The following is a 19,455-nucleotide window of genomic DNA, read 5'->3' as shown; positions in this document are numbered from 1 at the left end:
AAGAAGCGCGGTTCCTGGAGTGCCTGCCTGTCCCCGTTTGCGTTAAATACACACTAAAAAGGGCTTTATTTACGGCATCAGTTCGGCCTGCCGGGATTACAATCTGCTATAAAAGCGCGCCTGGCACCCCATTCATACCAGGAAAAACTTCGCTAGCTAAACAATGTGTTAGCTGCACCACCTCAGGCAAATCATAATGAGCAGTAATAAAAAAGCACTTATGCTGGATGCCGGTTTTGCTGCCATGCCTCTTTTGATGGCACTTAAGCATTCCGGTTATGAAACAGCCGTATGCAGCGGCAAACCGCAGGATCCGGGTCATCAACTCGCGGCCCACTCTTTTTGCCTGAATTATGCCAACGTACAGGACGTACTGACCCTGGCGAAATCACTCAATATCACTTCACTTCTGCCTGGTGTTACCGATGTGTCTTACCTTACGGGTGCCAGTGTCGCTGAAGCAATGGGCTTACGCGGTTTTGATCGCCCTGATGTAGCAGAAATTATTTTTAAAAAAGACGTTTTCCGCCAGTGGGCACAGAATAAGGGTTATCCAGTCCCTGTGGCCGTGAGCTGTCCTGAAGAGGCGGCGCCACTTCCGCTACCGTTGATGATAAAACCTGTCGACTCATACAGCGGATTAGGGATTTCACTGGTGACTGAGCGCGAACATATCTCCGCCGCCTGGCGAGACGCCTGTGCAGCATCATCCTGTGGCCAGGCACTTATAGAGCGCTGGATAGCCGGTGATTTGCACAGCCACTCCGCTTTTATCGTGAATGGAAAAGTGGCGGTCGAATATTTTGTTGATGAATTTTGTACCGTTTACTCCTGGCAGGTAAACAGTAGTAGTCTCAGCCTCAATCTTTCTGCGTCGATAAAAGACCAGGTCAGCGACTGTATACAGGCACTCGTTGATGAGCTCGGGCTTTGTGATGGTTTACTGCACACTCAGTTTATCTCGGACGGTAAAGACTTTTCTCTAATAGAAATGACACGCCGATGCCCGGGTGATCTTTATAATCAACTTATTGAATATTCTACAGACACGCCTTATTCACTCTGGTTCACCCATGCCTTTACCGGCACACCTTTTACGCCAGCCAATCGGCGCCCCGGGCACGTCAGATTAATCGCTCGCCATACCCTGTCCGTTGATCAGGAAGAAACCTTTACCTCCGTCAACTTCGCAGCATTACCGGCCAATATCCTTTCCTTTCTGCCACTGAAGAAAACAGGCGAGAGAATCCAGCGCGCGCCTCACGATCGCGCCGCGCTTATTTTTGCTGAATTCCACCAACGTGATGAACTGGCCAGCTTCACACCACAATTAAAAAATTTTTTTACGCTCAGTAAGTACTAGGAAACCGATATGAAAAAACAACTACAACTTGGTTTTATTGGCGGTGGCGCGAATTCGGCTATTGGTCTTACCCATAAAATTGCCTCACAGCTCGACGGGGATTTTACACTTGTGGCGGGCTGCTTTAGCCGCAATCCTGAGCAGAATCGCCACACGGGTGAGAGCTGGAATATTCATCCTGAACGTATCTACGACAGTATTCAGGCATTTATTATGCAGGAGCGCCACCATCTTGACGCAGTTGCGGTGTTAACACCCACCCCTGACCATCATGAAATTATCACCGCCTGTTTCGAAAACGGTCTGGCTGTAATTTGCGAAAAGGCTATGGTTGAAAGCCATCAAAGCGCTTTGCACGTGATGAACAGCGAGCACCAACATCAGGCAAAATTGTTTGTCACTTATAATTACAGTGGCTATCCCATGGTGCGCGAACTGCAAAAACGCGTACAGCGGGGCGATTTCGGGGCCATTCAGCAAGTCATGGTTGAAATGCCTCAGGAAGGTTTTGCACGACATAATCAACATGGCGATGTGCCAAAACCGCAGAGATGGCGGCAGCAGGATGCCGTCATTCCAACCGTTTCGCTCGATCTTGGCGTTCATGTTCACCAGCTAATTGAATTTATCACCGGGGATCACGCAGTCGATATTTATGCGATCCATGATACGTACGCCAAAATCCCCGGCGTCATCGACACCGTACATCTCTTATCGCGTTATCAAAGCGGTATGACATGTAATTACTGGTATGGCAAAGCCGCCCTGGGATACCGAAATGGCCTGCGGATTCGCGTCATGGGAAGTCAGGGCAGTGCAGAATGGCTCCAAATGGATCCTGAATTCCTTTATGTCAGCGGTTTGCAAGGCAGTCGTACTGTTATCGATCGCACAGCCAATGACAATATTGTTGCTGCTGATGCACGTTACTGCCGTTTTAAAGCGGGTCACCCTGCTGGCTTTATTGAAGCATTTGCCAATTATTATGCTGACATTGCCTCTGCATTGAGAGGGGAACCTAACGATTACGTGATGGGTTCAGACGTTGCGGCTCGCGGGCTTCACTTTCTCGAAAGTGCCGCGAAAAGTGCAACAAGTCTGCAAAAATGTACCCTTTAAACAATAAAAAGATAAAATATAACGGAGTTTCTCATGAATTTTCTTAGTGAAATAGTCGAGAAAAATAACCATTTTCTCGTTACGCTGGAGAAAATGTACCAAAACAGCAATCCGGTAGTCCTCATTGGCGCAGGCTGTCTGGCTACTAAGACCAGTGAATATATGGCGCGTAATCACTTGCATATCGATTATGTTGCGGTCAATGAAATGTATTTTTCTCCTGGTCAAACGTTAAACGAACTGACTGTTGTGCCTCTAGAAAACTTGCTCAACACCAATAAGAAATACAATTTTATTATTGCACTACAGTATGTCGATCAGACGTTTTTAAATTCACTATCAGACGTTCAATCTGAAGTCCTGGTCTATGATCCCTCTTTCACAGGCGTGAACACCGAAGAAATTATCTCCTATGATTTTTGTCAGACTCATGCTGATGCACTGCATTCCTTATATGAAAGTCTTGGTGATGATAAATCTCGCGAGACGTTTATCGCATTCATGAATCAGCGTATTAGCGCACGCTCTGACTATATTAAAGCAGTATATGATGAGAACCATTACTTCCCAATCGACATTGTCGCGTTGAGTAAGTCCGAGGTTTTTGTTGACTGTGGCGCTTATAATGGTGACAGCGTGAATGCTTTCGAAGCCGCACTGGCAACCCGCGGACTCCCTTTGCCGAAAAAAATCTTTGCCTTCGAACCAGACAAGGTCAATTACCCGTTGCTGTGTGCCGCTACAGCGGATAAAGCGTATTGTGAATGCCACCAGGCAGGCGTATGGAGTGAAGAGACAACGCTGTATTTCGAATCAGGAAAAGCGTTGGATTCAAAAATCACCGAAAAGGTCACGACTAACAGTATCGTATTAACCACGCTCGATAGCGTTATTGCGGACAGTAAGGTGACATTTATCAAAATGGATATTGAAGGTGCTGAGCTTTCTGCGCTGGAGGGGGCGAAAAACAGTATTCAACGCTGTTACCCACTGTTGGCAATCAGCGCCTATCATAAACCGGATGATCTTATAAAGATCCCTGCTTATATTAAAAGCATTATGCCCGGGTATCGGTTTTATCTCCGCGCACATCATCCTGTTCATGCTTTTGAACTGGTGTTGTACGCGATTCCTACCTGATTTTTTCTTTGCATCAGCCCGGCTCTCGAGTATCAACCGGGCAGAGTTATTCTCATTACCTGTATCCGTCGTCTGTGCCCTTCCCGTTTCTTTTTCAGGCTGCTGTCAATGTACCGCTGTCAGCAACGATTTTTGAGATGAGAACCGATTAAGAAAGCGAGATCGTGCAGATGGAATGCATGTGAGATCTGCAGCGTCATGCAAAAGCATGTTCACTTTTGCATGACGGGCTTGCAAAGATCCGGATTGATGACTTACGCAGCATTCACATTGCTGGCGCGCATAATAATGTTAATAATCTCATCCTGATCTTCTTCCGCCAGGTTCGGATGCACTGGTAAACACAACACCTGCTGAGAAATTTGACTGGCCACCGGCAGATTTGAAGGAGCCGATGATTCATAGCCTTTGTACATCGGGAAATCGGAGATGAGCGGATAAAAATACCGTCTGACATAAATATTTTGGCTTTTGAAGTGATGATACAGTTCATCACGCGTCATCGGGAATAATCCCGCGTGAACAAAGACCGGGCAATACGCATAGTTCCAGTCGGTTTCATCAACGAGCGGTAGTAGCGTAAGTCCGTGTATATGCCCTAATGCCTGCTGATATTTTTGATAAATGACTTTACGCTTAGCCAGCGCTGAATCCACATGCTTCAGCTGGAGTAATCCAAAAGCCGCCTGAACTTCATTCATTTTGCCATTGATACCCGGCGCAACCACCGTGGTTTCATCGGCAAAGCCAAAATTCTTTAAATAATCAATACGTCGTTTGATTTTTTCATTCGGGCAGATAATGGCACCGCCTTCAAACGTATTAAATACCTTCGTTGCATGGAAGCTTAAAACAGACAGATCGCCGTGATTTAGGATACTGACGTTTTTTTGTTTAACACCAAAACAATGCGCGGCATCGTAAATGACTTTCAGACCGTAGTTGTCGGCAATACGTTGAATGCGGTCAACATCGCAGGGAATGCCATAGCAGTGAACGGGTAAAATTGCACTGGTGGTTGGCGTAATGGCGGACTCAATCTTTTCAGGATCGATATTGCAGGTAACAGGATCAATATCGACGAAAATGGGTTTTATGCCGTTCCATAATAAGGAATGGGATGTCGCGACGAAAGAATATGGCGTGGTAATCACCTCCCCCGTGATTCTGAGCGCCTGTAGCGCAGTCACCAGCGCCAGGGTACCGTTCGCGAACAAACTGAGGTGCTCGACACCGAGATAATCGGCAAGGGCCCGTTCCAGCTCCTGGTGATAGGGACCACCATTTGTGAGCTGTTTACTGTCCCAGATACGTTCTAAATAAGGCAGGAACTCTTCCAAGGGCGGCAGAAGAGGACTTGTCACCAGCACATTTGATGAGGGCTTGTTTATCTTCATCGGATAACTTCCTGACCTTAAATAATTGTTGAATGCGTACAGGGCTTTTATCTGGCTCGCTGTCTTTGCACGTCATTTATGCCTGAGTTGCTTCAGATAACGCCTGTATCCGGCCGAAAAGTGTCATAAGCGCGTTCTGGTTTACCTCGTCATAAGCTTTTTCTTTCAACTGCTGACTCATCGTGTCAGTGAGCGACGTCTCTGCACAAAGTGTTGCGATAGCCTCTTTCCAGGCGTTCGGGTTATGCTTTACTTTCCAGCCGGGAACGGATTCACCGAATGTAGGATGATCGCTATATATCGCCGGTATCCCCATAACCGCTAACTGCATGAGCACGTTGTTATCTTTGTAACGGTTTTCATCATTGTTGCAGCGCGGAAGCACGGCGATATCGGCTTCACAATGCAGCAACTGCGCGACCAGGCGGGCCTCAGTCTGAAAACGGTACGTTTCCCTGATATAAGGCAGCCATTCCGGCGGACAATGCCCAATGACAATCCAGTCAAGCCTTTCAGCACTTGCCATTATCGCTGAAGTCAGTAATTCACACTCTTTCTTCCTGAGATCGTATGTGAAACACACGACACGGCATTTGTCTTTTTTCTGCTTAACCCTATCCTGACAGGGTTGCACTAAAACATTGGGAAGAATAACGACAGGTTTATGGCGCTTTTTGAGCCAATTGGCCAGGGCATCGCTGTACGTTAGCCAGTTATCGATAACATTATCTTCAATTAATTTTTTATATTTCCGCGCATTCGGATCGTCCTGAATAAGATAATGAACACGACAGGTTACGGCGTTTTTGAGTTGCCTGATTGTCTGGCAGGCGAGATCCGACAGTTCGCCGCTGATAACGAGCTCGTCAGGATGATGCCGCAATAATTCTGGCGCGGAGGGTATCTGTTCAAGAAGCACGCTTTTGACGCCGCCGGCATTCGTTAGCCTGTCCAGAGCGGTGATAAATCGCTGCACGCCAGTATCATTCTGATCCTGCGCGATAAAAATGACGGTGCGTGTTTCGCTATGTTTGAGCGGATTCCAGCCCGTGACTAACGTTCTGTCTGCGGTAAAAAGGGTTCTGTTCAGGCTTAAATTTTTATTATAAGCCGGATCATCTGCCAGAACAGGGAGCCAGGTGTGATAGAAACGGTCGAGGTCCTGTGAAGGCGACAACGCGTAATTTGGCGGAAAGTCCGTCACGGCTTCCTGTTTCGCTACGACGCTGTAGGGTGTGCATATTGCCCGACCGCCCTGCTGAACCAGTCGCAGATTCAGGTCCAGTCTGGCCAGCAGAGGTTGTGTGTAAGCCGTATCAAATCCGCCGATCTCCAGCCATCTGTCTTTTCTGATTAACAAACAGTCTGTGGGCAACGTCGAATAACTACAGTCGCTTTGATAACGTGACAGGTAGCCTGCATTGCCCCATCTTTCGGCATAACCGACGGGGAAGGCCAGGCCCCGAACCCCAAGAATTTCTCCGGCACATAAGATCTGACTGTCCAGGTTGATAATATGAGGCGCGACGCAGACAACGTCATGCCGTAGAGCATGACATGCCAGCGCCTCCAGCCAGCCGCGGCTGACAAATAAAACACTGGGATCCAACAACAGCAGAAACTCGCCTTCAGCCTGCCCTGCTACCTCATTAATCGCAGCTTCCTGGGTTTGGCTACCATGACTTTTCAGGATGTGGATGTTAACCGATGCTGTTGACAAATTTGTCGTCAGCCAGGCCGTGATAGCCTCAGAGGTCGCTGGCGTCACAATAACAATCAACTGGCATAGCGGTTGATAGGTTTGTTCAAATAACGTGGTGATGCAACACTGCAGTTGATGAATATCCGTGCCAGCGACAAGTATGATGCTGAGCGAAATAACCGGCTCCATGCTGTATTTTAACCGCCACGGCTTACCCGGCTGGTGCTCCACTACACCTTGGCTGAAGCCCTGCTGCTGAAGATAAGATTGCAACACAGCATGTTCCTGCTGAAGTTCCTGTGTCACACAGCTGTTCAGAGCAGTCACGGTAAAGACTTCTGAAACATGGCCAAAGGCATTGCGATCGTACGTGGCTAACAACCGTGTAACCGCATCCAGTTCATAGCACTCCGAAAAATCAGCATTAAACCCGCCAATAGCCATCATGGCGTTTCGCGCGAAGATCCCGCGCTTGAGATAGAGTGAAGGCTGACTCAGAAAAAGATCCGGGCAAAATGCAGGCTTAAAATGGGGATGAATTTTCCCTTCATTGTCAGAGAGGCCTTCATCCGCGTAAACAAAAGCGCATTCCGTTCTGCTGCTCAAGGCTTCAGCCATGAGTCGTAAACTTTCCGCAGTAAACTGGCATCCGGCAGGGACGACGTATATCCAGTCGTAAACGTTCTGCTCCAGATAACGATTAATTTCGCCCAACCATACCTCAGGCCCGATTTGAACGACACGATCATCAGAAACGTGTCGCGTTTCCTGATGAGCCGCCAGTAAAACAGCGCATCCTTTTACATGATCTAACTGAGGCAGTAAGGTATTCAGCGTCGTGTTCATGTCTTCTGCGCGACCTGACTGCACGGCAATCAGCATTCTGAGGCCTGGCGGTGGCGCAATACTCTGCACCTTTTCAGCAGGAACTGGAAGTAGACGCTTATACAGCCAGTCATTCAAAGCGTGTCGCTTATCATGCGCGGCACGTTGCTCGGCCTTTTCTTGTGTCAACGTAACGAAGTTTTCAAACTGTTGCTGACTTCGCGCGCGTCGGACCAGAAAATATTCACGCATCTTCCATAAATTCTGGCGCTCGTTATCAATCGCTTCCTGGGTGTTTTCCCAGCAAAATCCAGCGCCACCGTTGTCACGCACGGTTTCCTGCGTAATGGCATACTTTTCATAACCCGGTGCGGTTAACGAAACTACGGGACTTCCGCATAAAATCGCCATTGCGCAGGTGCCCGAGGATTCATACGAATAAAATACGCGCGTACGCTTGAGCACAACGGCAAGTTCTTTCAGAGGCAGTGGGTTTGCCATAGACAAGATTTTGGTATCTGCAGGGAGTCGGCTGAAATCAACAACCGATTCAGGCACACGATTCAGGTAGAGAATATTAAGGTCTTTCTCCGGGTTGTCGTCACAAAATAATTGCAGATCAAACGATTCAATTCCCAATATCTGTGGATCAACCGCTTTTTCAGCAAATTCGTTGCGGTACCAGAAAAATAAATCTTCTGGTCCTTCATGTATCCGATTATTCATGATCACGCCTTCCCGGTTCAGCATATAGCGAACACAAACGGGCGCGGAGAGAGGGTTTCCCGACACGATTTCAGGGTAAATGGCAATCCAGGGTTGTCCGCTGTTTTGAATAACCATCCAGTCTTCACTGTTTATCACCGGCGTATTCCATTCTGGATTTACCCGGCAATTAACCATCCAGGCTTTACCGCCCTGTTCGTTAATCATATGACAGAGCTGATGAATAACCTGAACGCCGGATGACGATTCGATGTAATCAGGTGCCAGAAGTAAGTATGGAAAGGTGAACCCACGCATAACAGCCTCTTTTTCTACAGGCGCGACAATGAAAAGCTGGCGTTGCCTGAAAGTCGTGTGTCTCTACGGAGACCTTATGTCCAGTCATGTAACGACGGCGTCATCATCAAGACGACGCGCCGCAACCGCTTCAGGCAGAAAGCCAACCTTTCTGCCATTCATCTAATCCATTCTCCCTTAGATACCAGTCCTGATGGACGGCAGCACGGAGTTGATCGCCCAGATGATAAGTGGCCTCCATGTCGCCTAAGTGCGAGCGGATAGCGCCCATCCAGTCTTTGAAGCGGTTTTCAACCAAGGTCACAGGCAATCCACAGCGATAAGGCTCGATACTGGTCGCGATAATGGGCACGCCGCAGGTGCCAATCTCCAGCAGCCTAAGGTTACTTTTGCATTCATTAAACTGGTTGATTTCAAGAGGAACCAGCGCCAGATCCAGGTTGAGGCTGGCGAGTTTTTCTGGATACATCTCAAAAGGCACGCCTGGATGGAATTCGCAGTGAACGCCCCGGGGCTTCATCCCCATGAACACCCATTCAACCTTATCTTCCAGTTCCTTGATAATTGGCAATAAAATTTGCAGATCGCCCGTGTGCGTGCTGCCGCCTGCCCAGCCGATACGCACCTTACGCCCGACACCACGTTGACTCAATAAGTGCCCCCACTGTGCTTCCGCCAGTCGGTTTTGCGCGATCCGTATATCGGCGTGAAAGCGGCTGTAAGCCTCAGCCAGTGGCGCCGTGGAAACGACAACCCAGTCTGCGGACTCCATCACTTTGCGAAGATTTTTGACGATCTGCTGGGGAAAGTGGTTGCGGTTGCCATTTTTTAACGGCACGTTCAGCAGGAAATCATCATATTCCACCACGATCTTCGCGTCGCTGACGTCCCGATACTGCTTCATAATTGAAGGGAAGCGGCTTCCACTTAATGACTCCAGCAAAATGATGTCTGGTTGCAGAAGCGCCACTTCCATGACGCCGGGAATCTGCTGGGTCATACCGCCTTCTAACAGCAGATTACTTTCCAGCGCTTTAAATGGCTGGACGATACGGTGATTGCCACATCCCTGCCAGTCAACGTGATGCGCTAACACAACCGGCAAGGGGCGCCCCGGTAACGGCTGCTGGAAACGCGCCGTTCCTGCGCCAAGCGTGAACGCTTTACCTGCCCGCTGCATTTGTTGATTATTGCTGGGATCCCGCAAGAGCATCGATCGCCATTGGCTGCGAAGCTTGCTGTAATCGTGAAGAAAAGGTCTTTCCTGCACATGGAATTTTTCCGTCATCAGTCGGGTTGCTCCGCCCATATGACGAACGCGCGACCATGGTGTCCAGACGTTCAGGTAACCTTGCTGTAAAGCGCGTAGGCCCAGATCAACATCCGCGAAATACAGGGGATACTCTTGTTCAGCAAATCCACCCAGACTAAAAAAGACCGATTTGCGAACCATCATGCAAGATGCGCTTACCGCGGCCAGGTTGTGCTCAGTTTGCAGATAACGCTGGAAGCCTCTGGCTTTACCATCAACCCCATCCCAGGGGCTGTCTACACCATTCTGTACGCCGAGCAGAAAGCCGCCATGCTGTATCCGGCCATCCTGATACTCCAGACGAGCGCCCGCCAAGGCAATTTCCGGACGCAAGGCATGTTCGAGCAGTGCATCAAGCCAGTCCGGATGGGTAATTTGGCAGTCGTTATTGAGAAACAGCAGTATGTCGCCTCGTGCCTGTTCCGCAGCACGATTATTTATGGCTGCAAAGTTGAACGGCGCGTCGTAGCGTAGGACCTTGATTTGTTCGATATTTAATTTTTCAAGATCGTTAAGAAATGCACACGCCTGTTCGTCCACTGACTGGTTATCAACAATCAGCAATTCATAATAGGGATAGCGCGTTTTCTCCATCAACGTATCAATACAGGTACGTAATAAGGCGGCGTGGTCGCGGGTGGGAATAATAATTGAAACCAGCGGTTTAGCATCCCAGTGATAACGCACCCGCATCGTGCCCAGATTCATTCCGGCGTCAAGTGATGCCGTAATCCCTAAACGTTGTAAATGTGCTTTAACAACGTCCTGATAGGCTGCGCTGTAATGGCTTTCCTCGAACCAGCGGCCGTTATCTTTACTGCTCTTTACCACCACTTCTGACAGATGACCAAGTGCACCCGGCCCTTGCTGTTCAATGCATTGCCAAAGAAGTTGATAAAGTCCGAGGGGATTCATTTCATCGGTGATCCCCCCTGCTGCCTGCGCCTTATGTTTGTCAAACATCAGCGTGCGGCCCACGTAAGGCGTGCTTCTTAACAGATCGATATTAGGCGCGGGTCGCAGTATGACGCCGGGTTCATTGTTTTCATCGTTAAAGCTCTCATCGCAATACCAGAAGGCGGTATCAGGATAGCGCAAACGGTGTTCAGCCATGAGCAACAAGGCATCCGGTAAAAGCTCATCTCCTGCCATGACAACAATAAATGCGGAAGGGGCGCTTGTGTCTTTGAGCAAGTGGTTAAGTTCAGCCAGCCAGCCCTTTTCACATCGCGCAAAAGTTCCTTCATCTAAAACGACATCATCATCGCTTAATAAGCTTATTGTCGAGGGCGGCAGTGTTTGCTCCCTGACCGCAGCCAGAGAACGTTTGCAGTCAGCTGCGTTGCCTTTTTCATTAACGATGACGACGCCGATGTGACCACTTTCTGGAACGGCTCCAATAAACGAGAGTAATGCTGCCCGACGGGCGTCCGTAATACGCCTCTCTTTAAGCCACTGCTCTATAGAATAGTTTTTGTCTACCCATGACAACACTGACTGGCTATGGAAACGCAAAGCGTGATGCGCGCGTTCATCCATAGACCATTTTTTGGCTACAAGTGGCAGGCTAATGATTTTGTCGATGGCACAAGACAGGTCCCACTGATTCCGGAAGCGGTCTTCATTTGCAAGCGTCCAATGCAGTGCATCCTTGAAGCCACGTTTGAGTAATTCAATCCATTCATCCGCATCAGGACAAAACTGCAGGTTAACGACAGTAAAATGTGATTTATCGAACTCACTAAAATTATGCTCGCCTAAATAGCCTTCAACATAATTTGTAGAGGCGAGAAACACAGGAATACCGAGGATGAGTGATTTCGCCACAATCTCATCACTACCGATAACGGCATCATAATTATTGAGCCACTCAGGCTCAATACGGCTAACAGGCTGGCTGCAATCGAACCATTCCAGGCTGATTGCTTGTGCTTTGAGCTGCTGCTGCAGTTCATACATTTCGGCAGAAATATCAGGCGCAAAATAAAGCACCTTTTTCAATTCTGTGCGAATCCTACGCTGCCCGAATGCATTGAATGCAGGGGAGAAAGTATAGGGTAAAACCTCTACCTGACCGGGTAGAAGGCCGTTCTGGAGTAATCGCTCAGAGATCGCCGGCGACAGGCTGAGAGAGAGTGAAGCAAGCTGATTCTCAAGCTCAACGCCCCATGGCATATAAACATCGTGATAGTCGTAAAAATGCCGGAAAATAACGGGCGCGGTTCTGGAAAATAACCCAACAGAAGACAGGAGTTTCTGGCTAAAAAAACCTTTGTAAACCAGGATAAGCCCATACTCATCGGCCAAAGTGCCCAGCTTTTCGCTGATGATGCGAAAGTCTGGATTCTGTCTGAGCCTTTCCAGTTCAAATGACACCGTCTTACCGTACGTACTGGTAACAACGTCAACCTGCCATCCTAAGGACAAAAAAACATCAATGATATCGAGCGCTTCATTAACGTGAATGGAAAAGTGCTCGAATCTGTCGATGCTAATTAAAAGCCTGCTCATCTGATATCCTCTGGTTGTGCATCAGCAAAATCTGCACGCACATAGATCACCCATATCAGACTATTGTAGAAGTGTAAGCGACTAACTTAGCGGGACATTAGCTACAGTAAACCGGGCTAATTAAAGCGATTAAGCAAAAAAACGCCCTCATTTCTGAGGGCGTTTTTATTAATACAGGTTTTGCGGCGATTAACGCAGCAGAGACAGCATGGTCTGTGGAACCTGGTTGGCCTGGGCCAGTACAGAAGAACCAGCCTGCTGCAGGATCTGCGCGCGGGACATGTTCGACACTTCCGTTGCGTAATCCGCATCCTGGATACGGCTGCGGGCCGCGGTCAGGTTGGTTACGGTGTTGTTCAGGTTGCTGATGGTGGACTCAAAACGGTTCTGAGACGCACCCAGCAGGCTGCGCTGGTTATCGACTGCTTTAATGGCAGCATCAATATCGGCCAGCGGCGCACCATCAGTGCTGCCACCGCTTGTTACGGTACCGCTCAGTACGTCAAAGCCTTCTGCAGCGGTAGTACGGGCGTTGCCATTGATAGTCTGACCTGTAGTCTGAGACGTCGCACCAGAGGTATTGAACAGGTTGAAACCGTTACTTGCACTGATGGTGATACCAATGGTTTCACCGTCTTTCGCGCCAACCTGGAAGTTGTAGGTGCTGCTGCCTGAACCGGTGTTCAGCACTTTGATGCCGTTGAAGTCGGTCTGCTTGGTGACGCGGTTGATCTCTTCCATACGCTGGTTAACTTCAGCCTGGATTGAGTCTATGTCAGACGCTGAGTTAGAGCTGTTCTGTGCCTGAACGGTCAGGTCACGTACGCGCTGCAGGTTGTTGTTGACTTCGGTCAGTGCGCCTTCAGCGGTCTGCGACAGCGAGATACCGTCGTTGGCGTTACGGGCAGCAACGGTCAGGCCGTTGATGTTAGAGCTGAAGCGGTTGGCAATCGCCTGACCCGCTGCGTCATCTTTTGCACTGTTGATGCGCAGGCCGGAAGACAGGCGCTCAATCGCAGTACCCAGTGATGACTGAGATTTGGTCAGGTTATTCTGCGTAACCAGAGACAGGGTATTGGTATTAATAACTGCCATAATAATTATCCTTCATAAAAGAATTATAGGGTTCGGATTTGGCCTGCGGCTTCATCGCCTTCAATATTGTTATCGCCCTCCTGGCTTAAAACTTTATGCTTTAGTCTTTTTTTTTACCAAAGAGGACAACTGAAATTTGTTTACAAAAGGCTTCCCAGGTCAAGGTCGGGCCGTACTGAAGCGTAAACTTACCGTATTCCTGGCAGCAGGCGCTCCCCTGCTCACTTTCCCCTGTATTAAAAAACGTTATTAAATAGGCGGTTATATTTTTTCGCCTATTTATTCCGTATTAAAACCTTTCACTTACCGGTTTTATTGAAAAGTGGCTCCGCTTTAATATGATGCCACCACCGAGACAAAATGTTATTTCTGCAATAAAGAAACATCGTGATATCTCAGTGCCTGTTCGGGCAACCTGTTTCAGCATTCCATCTTCAATAATCCATTCCCAGAAAGGCGTGATAATAACATTGCGTTAATAATTGCTATTCATCATCTCATGTCAAACCGCTTCCCTTTTAAAAGCCAGTCGGCCTGAACATGAACGGATATAACGCAAGATGTCATAGCCGTGCCTGCCAGAACCACTTTCAGGAACGAATCAGCATCAGGATATGCACCTGTTTTAGCCCAGGCCCTCAACGCAGCATATTTCTGTCTATTCCCTTACGTCAGCGTTCGATACTCAACGCTGTGAGCTGACCTGCCAGAGACTCACCGACGTGAAATGCCGTATGAATCCCTGTAACATTCAAGCAAGCGTTTCACTTTTTCACCCACAGCCATGAAGACATCATGTTTTCAGGCAATAAAAAAACGCCCTCATCACTGAGGGCGTTTTTATTAATACAGGTTTTGCGGCGATTAACGCAGCAGAGACAGCATGGTCTGTGGAACCTGGTTGGCCTGGGCCAGTACAGAAGAACCAGCCTGCTGCAGGATCTGCGCGCGGGACATGTTCGACACTTCCGTTGCGTAATCCGCATCCTGGATACGGCTGCGGGCCGCGGTCAGGTTGGTTACGGTGTTGTTCAGGTTGCTGATGGTGGACTCAAAACGGTTCTGAGACGCACCCAGCAGGCTGCGCTGGTTGTCTACCGCTTTGATCGCCTTATCGATATCGGCCAGCGGCGTGGTGCCTGCTGCAGTACCACCGGTACCACCGGTGACGGCACCTTTCAGCACGTCGAAACCGATCGCTGAAGTGGTACGCGCGTTACCGTTTACGGTCTGACCGGTTGTTGAGCTGGTGTTCTGGGTGGTGCCAGACTGACCGGCAGCGGCCAGGTCAAAACCGTCGCTTGCGCTGATGGTGATACCGATGGTTTCGCCGTCTTTGGCGCCAACCTGGAAGTTGTAAGTGGTGCTGCCTGAACCGGTGTTCAGTACTTTGATGCCGTTGAAGTCGGTCTGCTTGGTGACGCGGTCGATTTCCTGCATACGCTGGTTAACTTCAGCCTGAATTGAGTCGATGTCAGACGCTGAGTTAGAGCTGTTCTGCGCCTGAACGGTCAGGTCACGTACGCGCTGCAGGTTGTTGTTGACTTCGGTCAGCGCGCCTTCAGCGGTCTGCGACAGAGAGATACCGTCGTTGGCGTTGCGGGCAGCAACGGTCAGGCCGTTGATGTTAGAGCTGAAGCGGTTAGCGATCGCTTCGCCGGCTGCATCGTCTTTTGCGCTGTTAATACGCAGGCCGGAAGACAGGCGCTCAATCGCAGTACCCAGCGAAGACTGAGATTTGCTCAGGTTGTTCTGAGTAACCAGAGACAGGGTATTGGTATTAATAACTGCCATAATAATTATCCTTTATATAAAAATTACAGGGTTTGGATTCGGCCTGCGGCTTCATCACCTTCAATATTGTTATCGCCCGTCATGAGCAAAACTTTACGCAGGACGCAGGTTTTTTTAATCGTCCGTTGGAAAACCTGTTCAGATGGAATCTCAGGCGTAGCTGAATAACCTCATCAGCAACATAAAAGCCATTGCGCTGTTTCGCATTGGGCTATGAATGCCCGACACAAAAAGCAATGGATGAGGTAAAAGCAAAACGGGAGCAAACTCGTTTGAGAAGGATATTTATATGACACAAATGAAAAACGCCTTCATAACTGAAGGCGTTTTTATTGATACAGGTTTTGCGGCGATTAACGCAGCAGAGACAGCATGGTCTGTGGAACCTGGTTGGCCTGGGCCAGTACAGAAGAACCAGCCTGCTGCAGGATCTGCGCGCGGGACATGTTCGACACTTCCGTTGCGTAATCCGCATCCTGGATACGGCTGCGGGCCGCGGTCAGGTTGGTTACGGTGTTGTTCAGGTTGCTGATGGTGGACTCAAAACGGTTCTGAGACGCACCCAGCAGGCTGCGCTGGTTGTCTACCGCTTTGATCGCCTTATCGATATCGGCCAGCGGCGTGGTGCCTGCTGCAGTACCACCGGTACCACCGGTGACGGCACCTTTCAGCACGTCGAAACCGATCGCTGAAGTGGTACGCGCGTTGCCGTTTACAGTGTCGCCCGTGGTCATTGCGCGGGTGTTCTGGGTGGTACCAGACTGACCGGCTGAGGCCAGGTCAAAACCGTCGCTTGCGCTGATGGTGATACCGATGGTTTCACCGTCTTTCGCGCCAACCTGGAAGTTGTAGGTGCTGCTGCCTGAACCGGTGTTCAGCACTTTGATGCCGTTGAAGTCGGTCTGCTTGGTGACGCGGTCGATTTCCTGCATACGCTGGTTAACTTCAGCCTGAATCGAGTCGATGTCAGACGCTGAGTTAGAGCTGTTCTGCGCCTGAACGGTCAGGTCACGTACGCGCTGCAGGTTGTTGTTGACTTCGGTCAGCGCGCCTTCAGCGGTCTGCGACAGCGAGATACCGTCGTTGGCGTTGCGGGCAGCAACGGTCAGGCCGTTGATGTTAGACGTAAAGCGGTTAGCGATCGCTTCACCGGCTGCATCGTCTTTCGCGCTGTTGATGCGCAGGCCGGAAGACAGACGCTCAATGGCAGTGCCCAGTGATGACTGAGATTTGCTCAGGTTGTTCTGAGTAACCAGAGACAGGGTATTGGTATTAATGACTGCCATGATGAATGTCCTTTAATAAGAAAGTCAGGGTCAGGTATTTGGCCTGCGGCTTTATTGCCTTCAATATTGTTATCGCCCGCTCTGGTTGAAACTTTAATTCTTCGTGTCGTTTTTTATTACTTTGCCGTAAAAACCTAAGCCTGTACTGCTAAAGCGGACATCACTTCGTACAAAAAGAGCCTCAAAACGCTGTTCAATACCTTACCGCGCGCCTAATCCGTTGAGGTTGTCATCAGCCTGCCGCGGCAATAAAAAAACGCCCTCATTGCTGAGGGCGTTTTTATTAATACAGGTTTTGCGGCGATTAACGCAGCAGAGACAGCATGGTCTGTGGAACCTGGTTGGCCTGGGCCAGTACAGAAGAACCAGCCTGCTGCAGGATCTGCGCGCGGGACATGTTCGACACTTCCGTTGCGTAATCCGCATCCTGGATACGGCTGCGGGCCGCGGTCAGGTTGGTTACGGTGTTGTTCAGGTTGCTGATGGTGGACTCAAAACGGTTCTGAGACGCACCCAGCAGGCTGCGCTGGTTGTCTACCGCTTTGATCGCCTTATCGATATCGGCCAGCGGCGTGGTGCCTGCTGCAGTACCACCGGTACCACCGGTGACGGCACCTTTCAGCACGTCGAAACCGATCGCTGAAGTGGTACGCGCGTTACCGTTTACGGTCTGACCGGTTGTTGAGCTGGTGTTCTGGGTGGTGCCAGACTGACCGGCAGCGGCCAGGTCAAAACCGTCGCTTGCGCTGATGGTGATACCGATGGTTTCGCCGTCTTTGGCGCCAACCTGGAAGTTGTAAGTGGTGTTGCCTGAACCGGTGTTCAGTACTTTGATGCCGTTGAAGTCGGTCTGCTTGGTGACTCGGTCGATTTCCTGCATACGCTGGTTAACTTCAGCCTGAATTGAGTCGATGTCAGACGCTGAGTTAGAGCTGTTCTGCGCCTGAACGGTCAGGTCACGTACGCGCTGCAGGTTGTTGTTGACTTCGGTCAGCGCGCCTTCAGCGGTCTGCGACAGAGAGATACCGTCGTTGGCGTTGCGGGCAGCAACGGTCAGGCCGTTGATGTTAGAGCTGAAACGGTTAGCGATCGCTTCACCGGCTGCATCGTCTTTCGCGCTGTTGATGCGCAGGCCGGAAGACAGGCGCTCAATCGCAGTACCCAGTGAAGACTGAGATTTGCTCAGGTTGTTCTGAGTAACCAGAGACAGGGTGTTAGTGTTAATCACTGCCATGATGTTTTTCCTTTAAAAATTGAGCCAGATTAAGGCGTCTGAATTCGGTTTGCTCACCGACAACCTGATTATCGTCAGCCTCTGAGCAACCTTTAGGGAAAAATTTCAGGAATTTTCTGGCAGGCAAACCCGCGAAGACAATTAAAGAAGCGTTCTTTATTGGCGCATTAAATTTATCAAAAACAGGCTAATCTTTTGCCACTCGCTGCCGATACCCAATCTACTTAGCGTATAACCCGTAAAGGATTAACCCATGGCAAGTATAAGTTCACTCGGTGCTGGTACTAACCTCGATCTCAATACTCTGTACAATAGTCTGGAAACAGCTGAACAGACTAAGCTGACGCCAATTACTAAGCAACAGTCCTCTTACAATGCCCAGCTTACCGCCTGGGGCGTGGTGAAAACAGGCCTGTCAAAATTCCAGACCGCTGCTGCGGCATTGCAAAATGCATCGACTATTGCCGCCACTAAAGTGACCAGCACAAACACCGCGTTTACTGCCACGCTGGCGAGTAAAGCCTCCGCAGGTAACTATTCTGTAGAAGTGAGCCAGTTGGCCTCTTCTCAGTCCCTGCTGTCTAAAGCTGCTACCAGTAAAGATACCGATCTGGGCGATCAGAGCCTGGCTTCACGCACCATTACCATCTCGCAGTCCGGTCAAAAATCACCGCTAACCGTGACACTGACGAAAGATCAAACCAGCCTGGCCGATATTCGCGATGCGATTAATAAGCAGCAAGGCAGCGTCAATGCGAGCATCATTAAAGCCGATGATAATACCTATTATCTGTCCCTGACTGCGCGTGACAGCGGCACGGCGAATGCCATGACGGTAAGCTCAAATGATGGCAGTCTGTCGCAGTATATTAATTACAGTCAGGGCGGCAGCAGTAACGCGATGACCGAACAGGTTGCCGCAAAAGATGCACAGTTAAAGATTAACGGCGTGTCCATCACACGCAGCAGCAATACCATTACTGATGCCCCCGAAGGCGTCACGCTCAACCTGACGAAAACCACCGCAGCGAATACGCCAGAAACCTTAACGGTGGCCACGGATAATCAGCCCATGACCGCGGCGATTCAGGCCTACGTTGATGCATACAATTCGCTGCAGACCACGATCGGTAACCAAACGAAATACACTGCCGTTAAAGCGGGTGAGACGCAGAGTACGGGCAATGGGGATTTGTTAGGGGATAACACGCTGCGTAATATTCAGACCAGCCTGCGCAGTCAGTTATCCAGCGCACAGTCTGGCGGCAGCCTGACCACCCTGTCACAGCTGGGCATCACGCAGGATGTCAACGGCAAGCTGACCGTAGACAGCACTAAGCTGAACAACGCCCTGACCAATCAGCCAACAGATGTTCTGAACTTTTTGACGGGTGACGGTAAAACCACCGGTTTTGCAACCCAAACCAATAACAAGCTGACACAAATTCTGGCCAGCGACGGACAGGTACAAAATGCCACCAACGGCATTAATACGTCACTGAAAAAGCTGTCGGATCAATATGACAATGTGAACAGCCAAATCGCTGCAACGATGGCGCGTTACAAAACGCAGTTCACCAGCCTGTCAACGCTCGTCAGCTCTATGACGCAGACCGGCAACTATCTGACCCAGCAGTTCGCTAAACTATAACAG

General features: G+C 49.6%; 11 protein-coding genes. 4 read left to right on the top strand and 7 right to left on the bottom strand.

The genetic code is table 11. The features are described from left to right. The first annotated feature begins 196 nt into the window (after positions 1-196). Genes PAGR_RS09060 through PAGR_RS09050 form a run of 3 tightly spaced genes read left to right on the top strand, consistent with a single transcriptional unit; the run spans position 197 to position 3,622 of the window. Positions 197-1,363: an ATP-grasp domain-containing protein gene (locus PAGR_RS09060; RefSeq protein WP_014605579.1), complete on the top strand. Its 1,167-nt coding sequence runs from the start codon at positions 197-199 to the stop codon at positions 1,361-1,363. Positions 1,364-1,372: 9 nt separating this feature from the next. Continuing rightward, complete coding sequence (locus PAGR_RS09055; protein ID WP_014605578.1) at positions 1,373-2,482, top strand: Gfo/Idh/MocA family protein; 1,110 nt, start codon at positions 1,373-1,375, stop codon at positions 2,480-2,482. 33 nt (positions 2,483-2,515) lie between these two features. Further along, entirely contained in the window at positions 2,516-3,622 is a 1,107-nt protein-coding gene (locus PAGR_RS09050; RefSeq protein WP_014605577.1) for an FkbM family methyltransferase, read from the top strand. Positions 3,623-3,876: 254 nt separating this feature from the next. Here the strand turns inward: PAGR_RS09050 and PAGR_RS09045 are convergent, their stop codons facing one another. The 7 genes from PAGR_RS09045 to PAGR_RS09015 all read right to left on the bottom strand — a co-directional run bounded on the left by PAGR_RS09045 (position 3,877) and on the right by PAGR_RS09015 (position 17,801). Continuing rightward, a complete protein-coding gene (locus tag PAGR_RS09045) occupies positions 3,877-5,019 on the bottom strand; it encodes a DegT/DnrJ/EryC1/StrS family aminotransferase (protein WP_014605576.1) in 1,143 nt (380 codons plus the stop codon). 76 nt (positions 5,020-5,095) lie between these two features. After that, positions 5,096-8,569 carry a glycosyltransferase family 2 protein gene (locus PAGR_RS09040; protein WP_014605575.1) on the bottom strand — a complete coding sequence of 1,158 codons (3,474 nt, stop codon included), beginning with the start codon at positions 8,567-8,569 and terminating at the stop codon, positions 5,096-5,098. Between the two features lie 130 nt (positions 8,570-8,699). Next, a complete protein-coding gene (locus PAGR_RS09035) occupies positions 8,700-12,392 on the bottom strand; it encodes a glycosyltransferase (RefSeq protein ID WP_014605574.1) in 3,693 nt (1,230 codons plus the stop codon). A gap of 189 nt (positions 12,393-12,581) precedes the next feature. Continuing rightward, positions 12,582-13,487: a flagellin N-terminal helical domain-containing protein gene (locus PAGR_RS09030; protein WP_014593938.1), complete on the bottom strand. Its 906-nt coding sequence runs from the start codon at positions 13,485-13,487 to the stop codon at positions 12,582-12,584. Between the two features lie 864 nt (positions 13,488-14,351). Then, positions 14,352-15,281, bottom strand: coding sequence for a flagellin N-terminal helical domain-containing protein (locus PAGR_RS09025; protein ID WP_014605573.1), 930 nt, complete (start codon positions 15,279-15,281; stop codon positions 14,352-14,354). A 353-nt stretch (positions 15,282-15,634) separates the two neighbouring features. Continuing rightward, positions 15,635-16,567 (bottom strand): flagellin N-terminal helical domain-containing protein, encoded by a 933-nt coding sequence (locus PAGR_RS09020; protein WP_014605572.1) that lies wholly within the window; start codon positions 16,565-16,567, stop codon positions 15,635-15,637. A 304-nt stretch (positions 16,568-16,871) separates the two neighbouring features. After that, positions 16,872-17,801: a flagellin N-terminal helical domain-containing protein gene (locus PAGR_RS09015; protein WP_014605571.1), complete on the bottom strand. Its 930-nt coding sequence runs from the start codon at positions 17,799-17,801 to the stop codon at positions 16,872-16,874. 253 nt (positions 17,802-18,054) lie between these two features. On the opposite strand from PAGR_RS09015, the gene fliD reads away from it, so the two are divergent. Further along, on the top strand, positions 18,055-19,452 hold the full coding sequence (fliD, locus tag PAGR_RS09010; RefSeq protein WP_014605570.1) for a flagellar filament capping protein FliD: 1,398 nt from the start codon (positions 18,055-18,057) through the stop codon (positions 19,450-19,452). The last annotated feature ends 3 nt before the right edge of the window (positions 19,453-19,455 follow it).

Origin of the sequence: Pantoea ananatis PA13, from assembly GCF_000233595.1 — a bacterium.
Taxonomy (GTDB): Bacteria; Pseudomonadota; Gammaproteobacteria; order Enterobacterales; family Enterobacteriaceae; genus Pantoea; species Pantoea ananatis.
The sequence above is the reverse complement of the archived record's forward strand: the minus strand, read 5'-3'. Positions and strand labels throughout refer to the sequence as shown.

Bases quoted from the DNA above. Each gene is read 5' to 3' on its own strand.
- PAGR_RS09035 (WP_014605574.1), bottom strand. From the start codon at position 12,392: ATGAGCAGGCTTTTAATTAGCATCGACAGATTCGAGCACTTTTCCATT.
- PAGR_RS09045 (WP_014605576.1), bottom strand. From the start codon at position 5,019: ATGAAGATAAACAAGCCCTCATCAAATGTGCTGGTGACAAGTCCTCTT.
- PAGR_RS09040 (WP_014605575.1), bottom strand. From the start codon at position 8,569: ATGCGTGGGTTCACCTTTCCATACTTACTTCTGGCACCTGATTACATC.
- PAGR_RS09015 (WP_014605571.1), bottom strand. From the start codon at position 17,801: ATGGCAGTGATTAACACTAACACCCTGTCTCTGGTTACTCAGAACAAC.
- PAGR_RS09050 (WP_014605577.1), top strand. From the start codon at position 2,516: ATGAATTTTCTTAGTGAAATAGTCGAGAAAAATAACCATTTTCTCGTT.
- PAGR_RS09030 (WP_014593938.1), bottom strand. From the start codon at position 13,487: ATGGCAGTTATTAATACCAATACCCTGTCTCTGGTTACGCAGAATAAC.
- PAGR_RS09060 (WP_014605579.1), top strand. From the start codon at position 197: ATGAGCAGTAATAAAAAAGCACTTATGCTGGATGCCGGTTTTGCTGCC.
- PAGR_RS09055 (WP_014605578.1), top strand. From the start codon at position 1,373: ATGAAAAAACAACTACAACTTGGTTTTATTGGCGGTGGCGCGAATTCG.
- PAGR_RS09020 (WP_014605572.1), bottom strand. From the start codon at position 16,567: ATGGCAGTCATTAATACCAATACCCTGTCTCTGGTTACTCAGAACAAC.
- PAGR_RS09025 (WP_014605573.1), bottom strand. From the start codon at position 15,281: ATGGCAGTTATTAATACCAATACCCTGTCTCTGGTTACTCAGAACAAC.
- fliD (WP_014605570.1), top strand. From the start codon at position 18,055: ATGGCAAGTATAAGTTCACTCGGTGCTGGTACTAACCTCGATCTCAAT.